We start from the raw sequence: 20,005 nt of genomic DNA on the forward strand, positions 1-20,005 counted from the left end.
ATCCTGCTCCCGCAACCAACATAAACAACATGCCACAATGCCCCGGCGCCAAAACGCCGGGGCTTTGTCCGTTCTGACGCGATCGTGAAAATGCCTGCCAGATCGCCCGGGCAACGGCAGGCCGTTCAAACAGGACCACGAAACGCCGCTGCTGCGAGAGGCTCCAGCATTCATACCCCGTAAGCGCAAAGAGAGGCGCCATCTCGCCACCCGTTACGATTGCGGCCACCGTCCAGCAGATATGAATAAGCCCGCAACAGTGCGGGCTTATTCTCAGGCGATCTGCTTATCCGGGGTCGAACCTTGTTCAGACCAACCCGGTCAACTCTGTTGCTGCTATGGATCAGCCGACCAGTATTTCGTCCAGCGCATAGGCCTTCTTCACACCGGCCAGTGTGGCGAATGTGTAGGATTGGCCGGCCAGCGTGGCGATGATGTCCAGGCCGTCGGGGCCAAGATGGGTGGAGAAAGTCACGGCGGGATTATCCTGCCGAATGTCGCTGACGTCGATATAGTCCTTGCGGAACTCGAAGTCGCCGATCGTATCGTGACCATCGCCCAGTGACTGGAACGTGAACGTGTCCGCGCCGCCCTTGCCATAGAGCAGGTCGTCGCCACCGCCGCCGACAATCACATCATTGCCGCGATTGCCGACAATCTGGTTGGCAAGGCTGTTGCCGATGACGGTCGTTGCTTCCTTCGTGTTGACTATGACATTTTCGACATTGGTGTCGATCGCGTAGCTTGTCCGGTAGAGGAGGACCGTATCGGTGCCTTCATTGGCATGTTCGATGATATAATCACCCACCTTGTTAATGGCATAATTATCGTCGCCCTTGCCACCACGCAGGATGGCGGTGCCGTTGCCCGACATCTTGTCGTTCGTGTCTGCTCCGATGAAGCTGTTGACCTGCTTGTCAAAGCTCACCTTATAGGTGGCGGTCGCGCCTTTCGACGCGCTGCCAGCGTCCTGCATGTCGAAATCGGCGGCGGTCAGGCTGTTCAAGTCCCTATTGTCGAGAATGATCTGCCGACCGCCCGACAAAGTGACCACCGTATCCTGGCCGACCTGCTGCATGGCCCCCTTCAGCGCACCGAAGCTGGCAAATTCATCCCCCGCCAGGTGAATGATGTCGCCGGCACTGAAATCGGTGATGCGGGTTACCGCGTCCGTCTTTCCCACCAGAAATATGTCATTGCCGCCGCCGCCGGTCAGCAGATTATGGCCCGCGCCGCCGATCAGGACGTCATTGCCGACATTGCCCCGGATGATGTTGTCGCCGGCATTGCCGATGCCCACGGCACCTTCCGTCCGGGTCATTTCCAGATTTTCACTATGGTCGGGCATGACCATATAGCGCGATGTCGCGACGATGGTGTCGATGCCGCCGCCCGCTTTCTCCACGACCTTGGCCGCTTCGATATTGCTGACGATATATTTGTCGTCACCCAGCCCGCCGGCAAGCAACCCGCTTTTGAAAATCAGCAGGTCGTTGCCGTCTGTACCCTGGTTGACGGCGACGCTGCCGGTTTCGCCGCCTTCTGCCCATTTGCCGCCCAAGCCAGCGGGTGGCGACGCATCCGGTTCACCGGGTGCTTCGGGAACGCTCGGCACCTGGGGGGGGGCTGGCGCTTCAGGCACGCTCGGCGTTTCGGGCACGTTGGGCGCTGCTGGCGTCCCCTCGTCAGAGAGTTTGTCGAGAACGTCCTGCAAGCTGCCCAATATGCCCGTCGTCGCGGGGGTGATCGTCGCCACGGCATTGTCGGCGAAGGTCACGGAGTCGCTGCCGGCTTCGATGAACAGCGTCTTTGTATCGCGCGTGATAAAATTGTCCGTCACGCTGATGTCGTGACTGGTGAAGGTGCCATATTTGGTGGCTGCCGAATTGCCCACCAGAACGACGGTGTAATAGCCCTGGGCCGCTTCGAGATAATTGCCCGTCGCAACCGAATCCACGGCGCCACGAAAGGCGAGGGGGCGTTTGCCGACATCTTCTACACGGTTGCCGACCACGGTGACATCCGACGCCTGGAACGCATCATAACCGTCGAGCATCTTGTAATTATAGGATGTCCAGCCGCCAACCGATATGCCGTCCGCCGTCACGCCATGGACGTAATTGTTGGAAATCAGGATGTCCGACGATCCGCCCTTGGCGAATATCGCCGCGCTGGTGCCCGTGTTGCCACTGACGTCGTTATGGGAAATGACGCCGTGGATGATCGACATGAAGTCGATGCTTTCGTCGATGCCGCCGGTGATGACGTTGTTGGTGACGACGACGTTGGAGCCGCCATTTGCCTTCACGCCATCCTGCACCACATTATCGATCACGTTATTCTTGATAACGATATTCTTGATGGTGTCGGTATAGTCATTCCCGTTCTGGCTGAACTGGATGCCGTTCTTGCCGCCGGTGATATGAAAGCCATCGACGATGAAATTTTCGGTGCCCCCGCCGCCGATCGTCGCCAGCGTGTCGCTTTTGGCCGTGATATGGGCGGCTTGCGGGCCGTCTGCCGAAATCAGCCAGATGGGCGCGCTATCTGTTCCGCTGACATTGCGCGGGATCGAGACATTTTCGACATAGTCGCCGGCCTTGACCATGATGGCGGTGCCGGGCGTTGCAGCGTCGACCGCTGCCTGTATCGTCGTGAACGGCTTTTCGACCGATCCGTTCGGCTTCCCCCTGTAGCTCGCGTCCCCATCGACCCACATTATTTTCGTGGGCGCAACGTCGCCCCAGAGATCTTCAGTCATGAAAAAAATTCTCCCGCTATCAGGCATGGATAGACGGGAGCGACTGAACGTCGCGTAATATGGTAGAGTTAACTACGCATTAAGTATAAAAATGTTTTATCGTCACCCGTTATTGCTTGTGGTGCCGGATGGTGCCTGAAAATCCATAGTATATTGCGCAGCAAATGTCATGGATATTGTTTGCCTGACTGCGCGACGCATTGTGTGTCATGACCACATTGTCCCACACCGCCACGCCATCATAAAATGATATAGTCGGCGCTGCTCAGGGCGGTTACGTTGAGGATCTGAAAACTGTTCTGGATGCTGTTGTCCGCCGTTGCGATGGTCCACAACTGACTGGCATTATTGTAGGTCAGTGTCGCGCCAGGGCCGTAGCCCGCAAATTCCAGCCTGTCGCCGGTGGCTAGCCCGGCCCCTTCAAAATCGGCGATGATGTCGCCTTCAACCTGACCGACCTTGAACTGGAATGTGTCCTCGCCCAGCCCACCATAGAGTGTGTCGGCACCGCCATCGCCCGAAATCTTGTCCCGTCCGCCGCCGCCATAGATGATGTCGTCGTCGGCGCCGCCCGATATGACGTCATTGCCGTTGCCGCCGCTCAATATATCGCGCCCTTTCCCCCCGGTCAGCCGGTCGGAGCCGGAACCCAGGGTGATGATGTCATCCCCCGATCCCGCCGAATAGTTGATGGTTTCAAAGCCGGTAATCTGCGTGCCGTCGGCGAGCGTAACGATCACCCCGGCCTGTTCCTGAAGCGAAAGGTCGACAATCTGCGCTTCGCTGAACTGCGAACGGTTGAGGGCCAGCGTATCCTTGCCCGCGCCGCCGATCAGCATGAGGTCGGGATCATTGCTAGTTACGATGTCATCGCCCGCGCCCGCGTCGATCCAGTCGAACCCGCGACTGCCATCGATCTTGTCGATACCGTTGCCGCCCCAGATGAAATCGTCGCCATTGCCGCCATAGATCAGGTCGTCGCCGTCCATGCCTTCGATCACATCATTGCCATCGCCGCCGGAAATCTGGTCCGCATAGGCACCACCGCGCAGCATGTCCGATCCGCTGCCGCTCGCGATCTGAAGCACTTCGACATTGACGATTCGGGTGCCGTCGAACAGTTCCAGGATCGGGCTGTTATTGGCGTTGAACGAACTGGTATAGCTGATATCGACGAAGATATCGGTCGTGGCGGTCGACCGGTCCAGATAGATGGTGTCGATATTATGGCCGCCATCTATCAACCCGTCGGCATCATAGCTGATCAAAAGATCCTTGCCGTCGCCGCCGCGCATCACGTCGCGTCCCGCGCCGCCGTCCAATATATCGTCGCCCGCTTCTCCTGTCAGGCGATCGTCGCCGACACCACCGTAGAGGCTGTCATTGTCGGCGCCGCCGTCCAAATTGTCATTGCCGGCCCCGCCGAACAGATCGTCATCCCCGGCGCCACCACGCAATGTGTCGTTACCGCTATTGCCGTAGAGCCGGTTGCGGCCCGCACTGCCGCTGATCGCCGTGTCCTGTTCACGCAGCGTATAGACATCCTCGATCGAGCTGGTGCCGATCTTGTACACCGACGCATTGCGGGTCAGGATGACCGCGTCATGGCCGCCACCTGCCGCTTCGATCGCCTGGTCGTTCCGGTCGTCAAACACGTAAATGTCGTCGCCCAGACCGCCATGCATGATGTCCGCACCGCGCTGGCCGCTGATATAATCCGCCGTCGCATGACCCGACCGGTCGCCATAGAGAATATCGTCGCCCGACTTCCCGATGATCTGGTCGCGCGCCACGGCGATGCCGCCATCGACACCGCCGACAAAGCCATATTGTTCCGGGTCATATGTGGCGAGCGGATCGAAGGCGGCGTTGCCACCCAGGTCATAGGTCGTGGCCGCAGGCGCATTGGTAAAGAGCGCCTTGCCCATGAAGATGTTGTTGGCGAAGCTGATATCGTCGGAAAAGCCGGTCAGTCCCCTGGGGATATATTGTTCCGCTACGCCATAGAGGCTGGTCCCGGCACCCCGCGCGACATTGGATATATTGATCGTGTTGAACAGATTGTCGGTGACCAGCACGTCCTGCGCACCCTGCAACAGCAGCGAGGTCGGATAATCGATGGCGGTATTGCCGCTGACCACGGCATGTTTCACTTCATAATCGACGAAATGCGCGCCGTCCCCGTCCGCGCCGACTTCGATCGGCAGATAGGCGATGCCGGTGGGGCCGCCGATCTTGATCGCCGGGCCTTCGGTCGAACCGATCACATTGTTGCGGATCTCGATGAATGTGGAGCCGCCCTTTACCGTGATGGCGGAATCGCCAGTGTAGTCGCGCCCATCCAGTTCGTCCCATTCATCCTTGGCCGTGATTTCGTCGATGACATTGCCCTGGATCAGCAGTTTGGACGTGCCGACGAAATCGATACCCTGTTCATGGGCGCCGATGATGCTGTTGTTGATGATCTGGACGCCAAAGCTTTGGGCGATGTGGATCGCGTCGATGCCCCAATCGGTGAAATTGTTGTTGATAAGCAGGATGTTTTCGACCTTGTCGCCTGCATATCCTTCCTGGTACGCGGCGTTGGCACCGAAATTCCGGCTGACAAGGTTCACGCCATAGGTGCCGATCGTGTCCGATCCCTCAATCGTAAAGCCGTCGATGACCCAGTTGGCGACACCCCGGCCGGAAATGGCGCTGATTTCGGCGACGGCGGGTGGAGCGATGATGGCCGCGCCCTGACCATCGGCGGAAATCAGCCGAATGGGCGCGTCGGTGCTGCCATCGACGGTCAGGTTCAGCGCTTCATTATAGGTTCCGGCCCGCACCATGATGTCGGTGCCTGGCCCCGCATTGTCGATCGCGTGCTGGATGGTGGCGAAGGGGGAATCTGCGCTGCCGGTCCCCGCTGCATCGTCGCCGGTCGTCGCCACCCACAATATGGTGGTGGCGGGCGGGGCTTCGCTGAAGATGATCGTGTCCTGCGCAGCCTTGATCGTGATGTCGATGGCTTTTTGGAATGTGAAGCCGGTCGAATCCTCGACCTTGACCACCACGGTGCGCTGCGTGCCGGCACGAATGTCCAGCGCGTTGTTTACGACCAGTTGGTCGCCGACGATGGCGAAGGCGCCGCCTGCATCGTCAACCAGCGAATAGACATGGGTGTCGCCCTTGTCCGGATCGTCCACGAACAGTTCGCCCACCGGCGTGCCGATGTCGGAAAATTCATTCACCCATGTGGTGTGCAGGCTAAGGTCCAACGGCGCGTCGGGCGTGTCGTTGACATCGACGCGGAAAATGATCTGCGCCCGGTTTGGTCCGTCGGAGGCAAATACGGTCAGGTTGAACCAGTTCGAGAAATCCTGCGGCATCTGCCCTGAAAAGGTCAGCGTCGCGGGATCGAAGCTCAACCAGCTGTTGACGTCGGCACCCACGCTGCCGCCGAAGGTCAATATGCTGTCAGGATCGTAAAACAGGTCCGCCGCCGGGATCGTCACGGAAAAGAAGCTGTCTTCTTCGACCACCAGGTTGGGCAGGGTGCCAACGACGGTGGGGCGTTCGGACACCGTCAGGTTGAAGGCGAGCGTCGCGCTACTGGACTGATCGCTGGCGTTCAGAAATATCGTATAGTCATGGTGGCCGTCGGTCGGGCCGCGGCCGCTGAACGTCATCGTGTCCGAAGAAAAGGTCAGCCAGTCGGGCAGGGCGGATCCGTCGGACAGCGTCGCGCTGTAGGTCAGCGGGTCGCCGTCAGGATCGATGAAGAAAGTGGCGGGTATGACGAGCGAATAGAGCGTGTTCTGGCCGGTCAGCTGATCGTCTATCGTGCCGTTGACGAGAGGTGGGCTGTTACCAGCCGGCGGCGGCGAATCGCCTTCCGGTTCCCCCGTACCCGTGTCGGTGCTGGTTTCGTCATCCTGTTCAGCGACATAGTCGGGCGGGAGAATGTCAGATTCAAATTGCCCGTCTGTCGTCATGCCTGTCTATCCCATCTGGATTTTAAACCGAACGAGGCGCAAGTGCCTCAAATCGCTTTATTTTCTTGCACAGGATGCCATTTCCAGACTTTGGAAAGCGGTGACATTTCTCTTGCCAAAGAACGCTAATCAAAGGTTAAGACCAACGCAAGTGCAGCAAAATCTGTTCGTCGCATAATTGTCATTATACTGTCCTGTATTGATACGGATCAGCGGCGCTTTCGCTTCCGCGACATTGGCAGGAAGATATTATATGTTTGAAATCATGTGAATTTTCGCGAAAAAAGCGCGTTTGCGCGGCGGCTTTGGCAGACGCGGGCTGTACGCTGTTCTTCGGGTTCGCCGCCCGCGGACATATCAGTGCGGTTGCCATGGTGCGCCGCGATATCCTATGGCAAAAGCGACTGACGGCGCGCGGAGCCGGGCCGTATCGAGGCTCGCACGTGGAACCAGCGGGACGGTGGGGGCTATGATCAAGTATCGCCAGGACATTGACGGACTGCGTTCGCTGGCGATTCTGCCCGTGCTCTTCTTTCATTTGGGTGCGATCCGCCTGTTCCCCGGCGGCTTCGTGGGCGTCGACGTGTTTTTCGTCATCTCCGGTTATCTGATCACGAAGATCATCTATGATGACCTGTCCAATGGTCGATACAGCATCGCGCGCTTTTACGAACGCCGCATCCGGCGTATCGTCCCTGCGCTGATCCCGGTCTATCTGTTCGTGTGTATCGGCGGCCTGCTGCTATATTTTCCCAGCGAGGGACGGGAAATCGGGCGAACGGTGGTCAGTTCGATCTTCTTTGTGTCGAACATCCTATTCTATGCAAAGTCCGGTTATTTCGATGCCGGGGCCAAGACATCGCCACTGCTGCACACATGGTCGCTGTCGGTGGAGGAGCAATTCTACATCGTCCTGCCGTTGTTGCTGGTGCTGATCCTGCGCTTTGGCTTTACCGTCCAGCGCTATGTGTTCGTGGCCCTGACAATCATCAGCTTCGGGGCATCCGTCGTGATGGTCAGGCTTCAGCCCGAAGCCGCCTTTTATCTGCTGCCGTTCAGGGCGTGGGAACTGATGCTGGGATCGTTGATCTCGATTGGAGTGGTGCCCGTGATCCGCAGCCGACGGCTGGCCGAAATCGTCGCGGGTGGCGGGCTGCTGCTGATCATCGGATCGATCCTGTTCATTTCAGAAAAAATGCCCTTTCCCGGCCTGTTGGCGGCACCGGCCTGCCTTGGCGCGGCCGCGCTCATCCACGCCGGGGGCAGTTTCCAGACGCTCTCGTCCCGCCTGCTGTCGCTGGCACCGGCGCGCTTTGTGGGCCTGATATCCTATTCGCTCTATATCTGGCATTGGCCGGTCATCGTATTCTATGCGTCACGGACGGGCGAACTCGACAGGGTCGACAAGCTGATCCTGCTGGCCATCATCACCGCCCTTGCCATCCTGTCGTGGCGGTATGTCGAACGGCCGTTCCGTAAGCCCCATGGGGCGGATTCCCGCATGGCGGGCGTATATGGCTGGGCGGCCGGCAGTTTCGTGGCCGTGACCGCGCTGGCGTTGCTGATCGCCCCCGCGCGCCAGGCGCTGTGGCCGGATTATGCCGTTCCCGAACAGATATTGGCCTTTCAGACGCCGCCTCGCGCCGACATGCGCAATGGCAGCTGTTTCATCGCCAGCGGTGCCGGTGCGCAGGATTTTGATGCGGCCCAATGCCTGTCCCTGCGCCCCAACATGCGCAACGTCCTGCTGATCGGCGACAGCCATGCCGCACATCTGTATAGCGGATTGACCAAGGCATTTCCGGACGTCCATTTCCTTCAGGCCAATGCGTCAGGCTGTATGCCGCTGGGCCGATTTGCCGGGCCGGAGCGGTGTACGCAGGTTATCAGCAGGGCGTTCGACTTCGTTGCCGCCCATGGGGGGCAGCTTGACGGCGTCATCATTTCGGCGCGCTGGAAAAAGGGCGATGCACGTCGCATCGGCGACAGCATCGCGCGGATCGGATCGGCTGTACCCATAACGGTGGTCGGCCCCAGCGTCGAATATCGACTGCCCCTGCCCAAGATACTGGCGCAGGCCTGGCCCGACGACAGCGGCGCATCGTCCGGCCGTTTCCGGGGCGAGCCGGGGCCGGGACTGGACAAGGCCATGCGGGCTGCGGTCGAGGGTGCAGGCGCGCGCTATATTTCGATGGAGCAGGCCATCTGTCCGGGCGGCACATGCCGTGTATGGGCAGGCAAGCATGTTCCCCTGCAATTTGACGAAGGCCATCTGACCACGCAGGCATCGCGCCTGATCGTCGCGCAGGTCGCCCCGCAATTCCTGTTCCGATGACCAGCATCCCGTTGCGTTCCGGGCAGGGTGACCAGCCAGCGAAGGGAAAGAAGGTCTTGGTCCTGACGACCATGACTCACGCTTCGGGCGCGCCGATCGCGGCGCTTCGTCTGGCCGCAGGGCTGGAGGCGAGCGGGCATGAGGTGCAGGCCGTATTCCTGTATCACCGCGAGGCCATGAACGGCGCGGACTATCCCGCCCAAGTGCTGCTGAGCCACGTCCCGCGTACCCCCGCCGACATGCTGCGCATTATCGCGCGGCTATGGCGATTCCTGCGCGCGAACCGGCCGGACGTCATCATCATGTTCCTGCCACTGGCATCGGTGATCGGCGCGAATGTCGCGCGTCTGGCCGGAGTCCGCCGCCGCATCATGTCCTTTCGCGTGCCGCGCGCCACCTATTCGCCGATCATGCGCGCGGCCGACCGCCTGTCCGCGTGGATGGGCAGCTATACCGATGTCGTGGGCGTGTCCCGCGCGATGCTGGCGGGATGCGCGGCCTACCCCCGCTGGCTGCGCGATCGGGCCGTCGTCATCCATAACGGGCTGAAGGACTGGCCGCGCAGCACGATGGAAAAGGGCGCGGCGCGCGCGCTGTTCGGCTTGCCGGCGCATGGCAGGCTGGTCGGCGCGCTTGGCCGGCTGGAGGAGCAGAAAAATCCCGAACTGCTGGTTGAGGCGCTCGCCCAATGTCCTGTCCATGTCCATCTGGTACTGGCGGGCAGCGGCAGCCTGCGCGAACAGGTCGTCGCATTGGCGGACAGCGCGGGGGTTCTGGACCGCTTGCATCTGCTGGGCGACGTCCCGCGCGAAAAAGTGCCGCATCTGTTGGCGGCGATCGACATTTTCGCCCAGCCATCGCGGTTTGAAGGGCAAAGCAATGCGTTGCTGGAAGCATTACATGCCGGCCTGCCTTGCCTGGTCAGCGACATCGCGGAACAGGTGGAAACCGTCGTCGGGGAGGATGGCCGCGCCGCCGGGCAGGTACTCCCGCTCGACGACCCCGCCGCCTGGGCGCGCGCGATGGCGAAAGAGGGGCATGGCGATGACCTGGATGCCGTTATTGCGGAGCGCGCTGCCCTGTTTACGTTCGCCGCGATGATGCGTTCCTATAATGCGTTGCTGCGGGCGCGATGACGCTATGCCGTCTTATCTTCCGCTTCATTCGATGCGGCCTTGCGGCGGGTCAAATTCGCCGCGAAGGGATGAATGGCGATTGCATGGCACCGCCGCGTGCGTATAGCAGATGGGTTGGGGACGCTGCATAGGCCTTTGCGACATTGCAGCACTAGGAAATCAGGAGCGGCTTTATGAAACTGTTCGTCATTGGCTTTCCCAAGTCGGGCACGACTACGCTGAACAAGGCGCTGGAAGCCAGTGGCATGTCCGCGCTGCATTGGCGGCAGGGCGAGAAGTTCTTGGGCAAGATGATCTATGACGCCTATATGGCCGGCGAAGATCCCTTGCGTGACTTTGCGGACATTGATTGCATCACCCAGGCCGACGTATGTCTGCCGCGGCACAAGCTGAATTACTGGCCCAACCTGGATTTCCAGATCATCGCGGCGATCCGGCGCTATCATCCCGATTGCCTGCTGGCCCTGAACTATCGCGACCCGGTCAAGGTCGTATCGAGCATGAACCGCTGGCTGGACATGCGCAAACGCTTCATCGCATCGGACATTCCCGGCCTGCCCAAGGGCTTTGGTGCGAAGGACAGCGAATTATTGACCTGGATCGAGGGCCATTATGATGCCTGTCGCCGACTGTTGGGGTCCGACCCCAATTTCTTTGAATATGACATTGAAGATCCCAAGGCACCGCAGATCCTGAGCGAACGGCTGGGCATCGAGCTTGCCTGGTGGGGCAAAGCCAATGTGAACGAGGCCGCCTGAGGCGACAGAGTCACGGCAAGCCCGCATGACGGGTCGTCAATCGATCGGATGAACCGGCCTTCTTGCGGCCGGTGTAGGGGTAGCAGGGGCACATCCGATGACGACAGCGCGGCGACGGCAGATGCCATATTGGTTGGCGTCGATATTGACATATGGCTTCGTCAACGTTGTGACGCGCGGCGCGAGCGGCATCCTGACCTTGCTCTATGCCTATCGACTGACGCCTGGCGAACTGGGTTCCTACGCCATTTTGATTACGATCGCGGCGTTGATCGACGTTGTTACCAACCTGGGTGTGACCCAGGCCATCCTGCGGCAATATTTCGATTTCAAGCAGGACGGGGATGCCGGAAAGGCATTTTTGTCGCGGGTCATTCGGCTGACGCGGCTGATCGGGTTCACGCTGGTTATCGTGGCGGGCCTGATATGCCTGTCGGTGTGGGACCAACTGGTCAGCAATCATCTGCCCACCTGGCCCTATCTGCCGCTGATGCTGGTCTACGCCTATGTCATGCGCAGCAGCAAGATTTTCGACATTGTGGCGCGCACGCTCGACAAGCCGGGCATGTTCGCGGCCTATCGCCTGTTGCAGATGGCGGCGCTGATCCTGTTGTCGCTCCTGTTCGTGTTCAAGCTTCGCTGGGGACTGGAGGGTGCCTTGCTGGCGACCGTCGGGTCGGCCGTTTTCGGCGCGGCGATCCGTTCCTATCTGTTCCGCAACCAGTTGCCTTCGTCCGGCCGGTCGGGTCGATCGGAGATCACCGCGCTCTACAGCTACGGGCTGCCGCTCTTGCCGCGCGAACTGGCGGAGTGGGGGCGCATCCCTGCGCAGCGGCTGATCGTTGCGAGCGTCATGTCGGTGGCCGATGTCGGCATGTTCTTTCTGGGCAGTTCGATGGTCGCGATGCTGACCATGCTCACCGATTCCATCGAAATGTGGCTCAATCCGCAATATATGCGGTTAAGGACCAGTCAGGGCGCAGATGTCAAAGCGCGGCTGCATATGATTCGCCAGATGTTGCTGGGTGTCGTCACGCCCGTCTATATCGGCGCTATCCTGTTCCTGCCCGACATCATCCACCTTGTCCTGCCGCCAGGCTATTCGGCTACCCTGCCGATTTTGGGGCCGCTATTGCTGGCATCCTATGTCCAGATCCAGTCGCAGTTTCAGCAACGTCAGCTCCTGTTCCTCAAGCGGACCGTGGCTGTTTCGGTTGTGACCATCACAACATCCGCGTCTTCCCTGGCCGCGGCCTATTTTGCGGGCGGCCAGTGGGGCGTGCAGGGCGTCGCCTGGGCCGTCGCGCTGGTTTCCACCCTCGGGCTTCTGGCCGGGCGGGCGGTCGTGCGCCGCTATGAGGATAATGAACTTACGCTTTCATCGTCCCTGTGCGGCCTGATGATCGTGTTCCTGCCCGCGCTGGCGATGTCGCTGCGAACCGACATGGCGTTCGACTGGCCATGGGAGGGAGCAAAGATGCTGTACCTTGTCATTTCCACCACGCTGATTTTCCTGTTGTGGATACGCGGCCATCTGGCGGACCTTATGGGGCGTGCTGGGCGGAACAAGAGCAGCAACAACATGGAGTCGGGCAAATGAGCGGCCCAGCGATCGAGGCCTCATCGGCCCAAGGCGCGGCGGACACCGTCCAGAGCGCGCCGGAGCGGCCGCGACTCGCCCATCTGGACGTGGGACGGGGCATAGCGATCCTGCTCGTCGTGATCTTCCATGCCTATCGGGGCTTTCTCAACGCCGGAACGGCGGGCGCGGGATCGCTGTGGCCGCTGCTCGACTATAGCGTCTATATATTCCACATGGCCTTTTTCTTCGTAGCGTCAGGCTATTGGGTACCGCGCGCGTTGAAAAAAGGCAGGACTGCCTATCTGTGGGATAAGCTGGCGACGACCTGGTGGCCAGCCGTGCTATGGTCGCTCATCTATATCCTCATCAACAATGTCATGGCATCTTATGTTAACAAGCCTGTTCCGATGGACGGGCTGTGGCGCATATTATTTTTTCCGGCCATGCATTTCTGGTTTCTGGGCGCGTTGTTTCTATTCTTCCTGTGCATGGCAGTAACCAGGAATATCTCCTTCTGGTTGCTGACCGCCGTCGTGGCATGTGGCCTGGTCGATGTCTTTCCGATGCGGGAAACCTTTGCCCGTTACTGCCATTTCGGAATATTCTTCATTGCAGGCGTCATATTGTCCACCAACCGGTCGCAGATGACGGGGAAGGGATGGCCGATCGCACTGATCGTGCTCGGCGCCACGATCTGGCTGGGATTTGAAAAGGGGGTCAGCCTCTATTCCGGCTGGCTGGTTCCCGGCGGCTTTGCGGGGATCATCGTCCTGCTGGCGCTGGCCAGAAGCATTGCAGGCCATGGCGTGGGCCGGATGCTGGGGTGGGTCGGCCAACGGTCTATGCCAATCTATGTCCTGCATATCTTGCCGATGTCGGCATCGCGCGTCGTGCTGAACCGCGTTGCGCCGGATTTGAATCTGGACATGCGAATCCTGATTGTTTCGGCGTCCGGCCTCGTCTTTTCGCTTATTGGATATGCGATCGTCGCTCGCCTGAATCTGCTTGCCATCACCGGACTGGGCAAGGGCGGATTGCGATCGGCACCGGCGACATAGTGCGTAAAATATTGACTGCAGCACGAAGTTAAATTTATTTTCATGTAAATTTTGCAAGTGCGAAAATTCATGAAATGACTTGACAATGGTAGAGCGATAGAATCAGCACAGTCCTGCCATCGCTGCCTATGGCTAAAGCTAGGCGTTGCGTGGCTTCCGTAACTCTGAAAATCCCGCGTTTCAGGCCGCTTCCCACCTGGGCGTACAGTCCTCGGCTGTGGATGCCGAGTCGGCTGGCAGAGAGTCGGAACAGGGCGAAGCCTTGTCGGGGGAATTATTACAATTTGTGTTAGCTGTCTCAAATAGAGGCAATCTCGCAATAGCGTAATGGCGAAGCATTGACGCGCTATAGTTACCAAGTTACTAACGGCCCGCGGACAACGAGGCGGCAAACGTCGCCAGCTATAACCGCTTGAAGCAGTGAACTAAATTCGCGGGCGCAGCAGTTGAGCAACAATTAAATTAACAGGAGATGTCTTATGGCAGTCATTAAAGGTACGCCCGGTAACGGCAACACCGCAGACGATCTGACCGGCACTGACGCAGCGGACCAGATTTTGGGTGGCGACGGTGACGATCGGATTCGTGGTGGGTTGGGGGATGACTCCATCTCCGGCGGCTCTGGCAACGACGGCATCACGGGCAACCAAGGCAACGACCTGCTGTTCGGTGGTGACGGCGACGACGACCTCAATGGCGGCGCGGACTATGACACCGCCCAATATCGTGGCGCGCTGAGCGATTACACCATCTATCTGAACGATCGCGGCGAAGTTGTGATCATCGACAATGTCGGTAGCGACGGTCGTGACATTCTCAAGAACATCGAAGCTCTGAAGTTCTGGGAAAATGGCGCGTACAAGACCTACGAACTGGCTGACATCCTTCCCTGATTTAGGTGTGCGACTCGGCAGGTGTGGATGAAACAGGCTGCACCAGCCGATTTGCCAACCTTGATCATGTGAACAGTGAATTGCCGCTGGCGCTGGGGGATATGATCCCACCAGAGTCAGCGGCAATTTTCTTTTCCGGCCAATGTCATGCTGGCTCGCCTGGTCGAGCCAATCCGGCCTGAGCGGCGTTGCCGTCAAGTGCGCCCGGCCGTGGCGCTTGCGGCCACGCTGCGATTTCATGGCACCTTTTCTTCCCGGCATCCGGTCGCTTGCGCGCATGGATTGCAAAGCGGTTGCATCCCTGCAAAGGCAAGGTTCAGGACATAGGAGAAGGGGCTGTCAGTCGGATGGTTGGCCTTCCCTGTACCAGTTTAATACGCAAGCGCCTTAATGGCAGGATGGATGTGGCGCGCGCGTCCGACTATCGACAGGTGGCCGGCATTTGATGCCTTTGGGGGGCGAGCAGATAGATGATCTACCGCAGGGATATCGATGGCCTTCGTTCACTCGCGGTGCTGCCCGTTGTACTATTCCATGCGCATGTGGCTGGTTTCGACGGTGGTTATGTCGGTGTCGATATATTTTTCGTCATTTCGGGATATCTGATCACATCCATCCTGGCCAAGGACATTGATGCCGGGCGTTTTTCGCTCGTCACCTTTTACGAACGGCGCATCCGGCGCATCTTTCCCGCCCTGTTCGTGCTTTTGCTCGCCGTATTGCTGGGCGGCATCGCCATCCTGCTGCCCAGTTTCCTGCGTGAGCTGCCGGGCACGGTCGTCGGCACCCTGTTGTTCGTGTCCAACATCATCTTCTGGCGAAAATCAGGATATTTCTCCGGGGATTCCGAACAAAAGCCGCTGCTGCACACCTGGTCGCTGGGTGTCGAGGAGCAGTTTTACATCTTCTTTCCGGTTATCCTGTTTCTGCTGGCACGCTATGCGCCGCGTTATCGCCTGCCGGTCATCGCCATCATGGCGATCGCGTCCCTTGTGGCATGCATCGTCCTGACTGCGCCCTATCCCGATGCAAGCTTTTACCTGATCCATAGTCGCGCCTGGGAATTATTGGCCGGTTCGCTGCTCGCACTGGGTGCCGTGCCGCAGATCCGGTCGCCTTTGGCGCGCGAAGTCGTGAGCCTGGCCGGCGCCGGCGCGATCCTGATTGCGATCTTCCGCTTCACCGACCAGACGCCTTTTCCCGGCTATGCCGCACTCCTGCCGGTTTTGGGCAGCGTCGCCCTGTTACACAGCGCGCCGGGCACATTTGTCGGCAGGCTGCTGTCGATGCGATTGCCCGTCGCGATCGGCCTGATCTCCTATTCCTTATATCTGTGGCATTGGCCGATAGTCGTTTATGGCCGGTTCCTGGGCCTGTTCACGCTGGGCGCGGCGGGGTCTGCGATCATCGTCGGCCTGTCCGTGGCGGCGGCGACTTTATCCTATTTCTGGGTCGAACAGCCATTTCGGAAAAAGGAACGGGTCAGCCGCGCCCGATTGTTCATGCTGGCGGGGCTTGGCGCGCTGATCCTGCTAGTGGGCAGCGCGGCGCTATGGGCCAGGCATGGCTGGCCAGAACGCTTTGCGGCTCCGACGATCGCCTATGATAATGGCCGTTATGATGTCAGCCCGCAGCGGGGACGGTGCCACCGGGACGAAGGCCATGACTTGCCGATCGATCGTTCCTGCGTGCTGGGCGCCGGGGCAAGCCAGGCTATACTTTGGGGCGACAGTCATGGTGTGGAGTTGGCCAAGGCGCTGGCCGTCGGCGACCATAAGATTACCCAGATCACCTATTCCCATTGCCCCCCGGCGCTCGGCTTTGACGACCCCTATCGTGCAGGCTGCATGGCGCATAACCGGCAGGTGGCGGACTGGATCGCTGCGCAACCGATAAAGACGGTCGTGCTGGCAATGCGCTATCACACCTATCAGGATGCGCCCGGCTTCTTTGAAGGGCTGGATCGAACGATCGCGATGCTCAGGCGGGCTGGAAAGACCGTGCGCATCGTCGGCCCAGTCCCTTTGCCTGGATTCGACGTCCCCACCCATCTAGCCAGCGGCGGCGCCCCGCGCATATCCCGCGCGGCGTGGGAAGCGGCGGACCGTGCCACATTGACCTGGTTCGCCCGCAAGGTGCCATCGGATATCGCTGTGCTTCTTCCCTCTGACAAGCTATGCAACCTCCAATGGTGTTCGCTCGCGCGTGAAGGGCGTTCATTATATTTCGACGCAAATCATCTAACTATGTTCGGAGCCAGATGGGTAACGCGGGAATTCTGGCAGCTTCCCACGAACACGCTTTCTCGTTCCGGCCAGAATATGTAGAACTCTGTTCATAAGACGCCAAGTCGGCCAGGGCGGCTTTCGGCTTGATGCAGGACAAATTGATGCTGAAGGTATTTGATTCGGAATCGGAAATCGGTTCGGCGCTGCGTCGTTTCCGCTTCGCCATAGGACAGATCAGCATAATCAGCGCTGTGCTGAATATCCTGATGCTGGGCGGATCGTTTTTCATGCTGCTGGTCTATGATGAGGTTTTGCCGAGTCGTAGCATCCCGACGCTTGTCGGCCTGTTGATCATCATCACTATTGTCTATTGCTTTCAGGGGATATTGGACCTGTTGCGGTCCAGGGCGATGATCCAGATCGGCGCGCTGGTCGACCGGGAAGTGACGCCGCGCGTATTCGACGTCATCACTAAAATGGAATTGCGGCGGCGCGAAATGCCCGAAGGGACGCAGGCCGCGCGCGATCTGGATGCGATCCGATCCTATGTTTCCGGGTCAGGGCCGCTCGCCTTGCTCGATCTGCCATGGGTTCTTCTCTACCTGGCCGTATTGTTCATGTTCCACTGGACGCTCGGCGTCATGGCGATGGTCGGCGTTTTGGTCCTGATCGCCATCATGCTGGCCGCCGACCGTATGACCAAATCGGCGACGATGAAGGCTACGCAGATCGGCTCCAGCCGCGCGATGCTGATCGAAATGTGCCGGCGCAATGCCGAAGTCATTTATGCCCTGGGTATGCACCGACGTGCCAGGCAGTCGTGGGAGGACGCATCCGCCGCCTTTGTCCGCTCCACCGATCGGCTGGCGGACGTGGGCGGGCGGATGCAGGGGTTGAGCAAGACCTTCCGTATGCTGCTCCAATCCCTGATGTTGGCGGCCGGTGCCGCGCTGGTGATCGACAATCTGGCGTCTGGCGGCGTGATCATTGCCGGTTCGATTTTGAGCGCGCGCGCGCTGGCGCCGGTCGAGGCAGTCATCAGCAACTGGAAGGGCATGACCGGATGCGTCCAGGCCTGGAAGCGGCTGGACGCGATGCTCAAACAAGTGCCGGCCCCGATGCCGACCATGGAACTGCCCGCGCCTTCCAACCGGCTGTCGGTGGAAGGGCTGACGCTGGGGCCGCCCGGTGCGAAGAAGGTGACCGTCAACGATGTCAGCTTCACATTGGCGGCAGGCGATGTGCTGGGGATTATCGGCGCGTCGGGTTCGGGCAAGTCCAGCCTTTTGCGCGGACTTGTGGGGATATGGGCGCCATTGCGTGGCGCGGTCAGGCTGGACGGTGCTTCGATCGATCAGTGGGACCCGGACATATTGGGCGCGCATATCGGCTTCATGCCGCAGATGACCGACCTGTTCGATGGCACGATCGCGCAGAATATCGGGCGTTTCGACCCCGACGCCCGTTCCGAAGACATCATCGCCGCCGCCAAGTCGGCCGATGTCCACGACCTGATCGTCAAGCTGCCCAAGGGGTATAATCATCCCCTTGGCACCAATGGCGGCAATTTGTCCGCCGGGCAGCGGCAGCGCGTGGCGTTGGCGCGGGCGCTTTACGGCGATCCTTTCCTGATCGCGCTCGATGAACCCAATTCCAACCTCGATGCCAATGGCGAAGATGCGCTGGGGGCGGCGATCCAGGCAGCGCGCGCGCGCAATGCGATTGCGATTATCGTTGCGCACCGATCCAATATATTGACCCATGTCACGCATCTTCTCGTCATGTCGAACGGCCAGATGCAGCTGTTCGGCGCGCGTGATAAGGTGATGGAAAAGATGAAGCTGCCCGCGCCGGTCCCGCCCCGCACGGACGAAAAACCCGCGGTAATTTCGTCGGCTGGCGCCGCATAGCAGATCGACAGGGATTTCGGCATGTATTATCTGATCACCGACCAGCGCCCCGATCGTCCTGTGGAACAGACACCGGCCGTCAAGTTGATGCGTAGCCTGCGCCACGCCATGCTGCTGATGGGCATACTCGTCATCGTACTGGGCGGCCTGGCGGCTTTTCTGCCGATGGCAAGCGCCGTTATCGGTTCTGGGGAAGTGACGGTCGAAAGCCGCGTCAGGCAGATTGGCCACCCCACTGGCGGGGTCATCAAGGATTTGCCCGTGCGCGAAGGCACGCATGTCAAGAAGGGGCAGTTGCTGATGGCACTCGACAATCGGGTGAGTTCGGCATCAGCGGCCATGACCGGCGCCAATATCGATCAGCTCGAAGCGCGCGAGGCGCGGCTGATTGCGGAGCGGGACGGACTGCCGGCAATCATTTTCCCGGCATCGCTGCGTTCGCGCGCCAAGGACCCTGCCGTCGCGGAAATCATGCGCGTCGAACAACGCGCCTTTGCGTTCCGCCGGGCCTCACGCGGTGGCCAGGAACAGCAGGTCCAGGAACGGATTCGCCAGACCCAGACGCAGATCGCCGGTTTTGAGGATCAGGTCATCTCGCTGGAAAAGCAGGCCGCGCTGATGGACGATCAGTTGGCGGCTACCCGGATGTTGTGGGAAAAGCGCTATACGACGCTCGACAAGCTGAGATCGCTCGAACGGGCTGCCATCGCATCGCACAGCAGCGCGGCCGAAGCGCGGGTGCAGGCGGCGCAGGCGCGGGCGCGCCTGTCGGAAATCAGCCAGCAGGGCATATCGATCACGTCGGACCTCAGCGGGCAGGCGGGAACCGATCTCGCCACCGTCCAGGCGCAACTTATCGAACTGCGCCGCAACAACATCACCGCGATGACGGACGATGAACGCAATGCCATCCGCGCGCCATCCGACGGTGTGGTGGACAAGATCAAATTCACCACCATCGGCGGGATCGTGCCAGCGGGCGAAACGTTGATCGAGCTGATCCCGGATGGCGACGATCTGGAGGTTACCGCGCGCATCGGCATTGCCGATATCGACCAGGTCAGCCCAGGACAGCCGGCCATGTTGCGCTTTTCCGCGTTCAATATGCGCACGACGCCCGAAATCGCCGGAACCGTGGCCTATGTTTCCGGTGACCGCCGCACCGATGAACGTAACGGGATGCCCTATTATGTCGCGCGCGTTCAGGTGACGCGGGACGAACTGAAAAAGCTGGGCGGTTTGAAGCTGAAACCCGGTATGCCCGTGGAAACCTTTATCAAGACCGGCGAGCGATCGATGCTGAGCTATTTGGTCAAGCCATTGAGGGACCAGCTTTATCGGGCCTTCCGGCACGACTAGAGCATCGT

Annotated in this window: 11 protein-coding genes; 9 read left to right on the forward strand and 2 right to left on the reverse strand. The window is 59.8% G+C overall.

Going from position 1 to position 20,005, the window contains the following annotated elements; all coding sequences use genetic code 11:
- Nucleotides 1–343: 343 nt before the first annotated feature.
- The gene (locus EBBID32_RS13645) at nt 344–2,761 is read right to left on the reverse strand and encodes a right-handed parallel beta-helix repeat-containing protein (RefSeq protein ID WP_037490787.1); all 2,418 of its coding nucleotides are present in this window, start codon (nt 2,759–2,761) and stop codon (nt 344–346) included.
- Between the two features lie 239 nt (nt 2,762–3,000).
- Nucleotides 3,001–6,738: a putative Ig domain-containing protein gene (locus tag EBBID32_RS13650; protein WP_006958966.1), complete on the reverse strand. Its 3,738-nt coding sequence runs from the start codon at nt 6,736–6,738 to the stop codon at nt 3,001–3,003.
- A 469-nt stretch (nt 6,739–7,207) separates the two neighbouring features.
- On the opposite strand from EBBID32_RS13650, the gene EBBID32_RS13655 reads away from it, so the two are divergent.
- From EBBID32_RS13655 to EBBID32_RS13695, 9 genes are all read left to right on the forward strand, one after another.
- Complete coding sequence (locus tag EBBID32_RS13655) at nt 7,208–9,073, forward strand: acyltransferase family protein (protein WP_006958968.1); 1,866 nt, start codon at nt 7,208–7,210, stop codon at nt 9,071–9,073.
- A 56-nt stretch (nt 9,074–9,129) separates the two neighbouring features.
- Entirely contained in the window at nt 9,130–10,209 is a 1,080-nt protein-coding gene (locus EBBID32_RS13660; RefSeq protein ID WP_006958970.1) for a glycosyltransferase family 4 protein, read from the forward strand.
- 173 nt (nt 10,210–10,382) lie between these two features.
- Nucleotides 10,383–10,967: a sulfotransferase family protein gene (locus EBBID32_RS13665; protein ID WP_006958972.1), complete on the forward strand. Its 585-nt coding sequence runs from the start codon at nt 10,383–10,385 to the stop codon at nt 10,965–10,967.
- Between the two features lie 121 nt (nt 10,968–11,088).
- Nucleotides 11,089–12,567, forward strand: coding sequence for a lipopolysaccharide biosynthesis protein (locus tag EBBID32_RS13670; protein ID WP_037490805.1), 1,479 nt, complete (start codon nt 11,089–11,091; stop codon nt 12,565–12,567).
- Nucleotides 12,564–13,607 carry an acyltransferase family protein gene (locus EBBID32_RS13675; protein ID WP_006958976.1) on the forward strand — a complete coding sequence of 348 codons (1,044 nt, stop codon included), beginning with the start codon at nt 12,564–12,566 and terminating at the stop codon, nt 13,605–13,607. The genes EBBID32_RS13670 and EBBID32_RS13675 overlap by 4 nt, the downstream gene beginning before the upstream one ends.
- A 479-nt stretch (nt 13,608–14,086) precedes the next feature.
- Nucleotides 14,087–14,500: a calcium-binding protein gene (locus tag EBBID32_RS25120; RefSeq protein WP_006958978.1), complete on the forward strand. Its 414-nt coding sequence runs from the start codon at nt 14,087–14,089 to the stop codon at nt 14,498–14,500.
- Between the two features lie 470 nt (nt 14,501–14,970).
- Nucleotides 14,971–16,827, forward strand: coding sequence for an acyltransferase family protein (locus EBBID32_RS13685; protein WP_006958981.1), 1,857 nt, complete (start codon nt 14,971–14,973; stop codon nt 16,825–16,827).
- 62 nt (nt 16,828–16,889) lie between these two features.
- On the forward strand, nt 16,890–18,638 hold the full coding sequence (locus EBBID32_RS13690) for a type I secretion system permease/ATPase (RefSeq protein WP_231382199.1): 1,749 nt from the start codon (nt 16,890–16,892) through the stop codon (nt 18,636–18,638).
- 21 nt (nt 18,639–18,659) lie between these two features.
- Nucleotides 18,660–19,997, forward strand: a complete 1,338-nt coding sequence (locus EBBID32_RS13695; RefSeq protein WP_006958985.1) for an HlyD family type I secretion periplasmic adaptor subunit — start codon at nt 18,660–18,662, stop codon at nt 19,995–19,997.
- Nucleotides 19,998–20,005 lie beyond the last annotated feature (8 nt).

This window comes from Sphingobium indicum BiD32, assembly GCF_000382885.1.
GTDB lineage: Bacteria > Pseudomonadota > Alphaproteobacteria > Sphingomonadales > Sphingomonadaceae > Sphingobium > Sphingobium japonicum_C.

Coding starts and splice junctions, on each gene's coding strand:
- EBBID32_RS13655 (WP_006958968.1), top strand. CDS start 7,208: ATGATCAAGTATCGCCAGGACATTGACGGACTGCGTTCGCTGGCGATT.
- EBBID32_RS13695 (WP_006958985.1), top strand. CDS start 18,660: ATGTATTATCTGATCACCGACCAGCGCCCCGATCGTCCTGTGGAACAG.
- EBBID32_RS13665 (WP_006958972.1), top strand. CDS start 10,383: ATGAAACTGTTCGTCATTGGCTTTCCCAAGTCGGGCACGACTACGCTG.
- EBBID32_RS25120 (WP_006958978.1), top strand. CDS start 14,087: ATGGCAGTCATTAAAGGTACGCCCGGTAACGGCAACACCGCAGACGAT.
- EBBID32_RS13645 (WP_037490787.1), bottom strand. CDS start 2,761: ATGACTGAAGATCTCTGGGGCGACGTTGCGCCCACGAAAATAATGTGG.
- EBBID32_RS13670 (WP_037490805.1), top strand. CDS start 11,089: ATGCCATATTGGTTGGCGTCGATATTGACATATGGCTTCGTCAACGTT.
- EBBID32_RS13650 (WP_006958966.1), bottom strand. CDS start 6,738: ATGACGACAGACGGGCAATTTGAATCTGACATTCTCCCGCCCGACTAT.
- EBBID32_RS13675 (WP_006958976.1), top strand. CDS start 12,564: ATGAGCGGCCCAGCGATCGAGGCCTCATCGGCCCAAGGCGCGGCGGAC.
- EBBID32_RS13685 (WP_006958981.1), top strand. CDS start 14,971: ATGATCTACCGCAGGGATATCGATGGCCTTCGTTCACTCGCGGTGCTG.
- EBBID32_RS13690 (WP_231382199.1), top strand. CDS start 16,890: ATGCTGAAGGTATTTGATTCGGAATCGGAAATCGGTTCGGCGCTGCGT.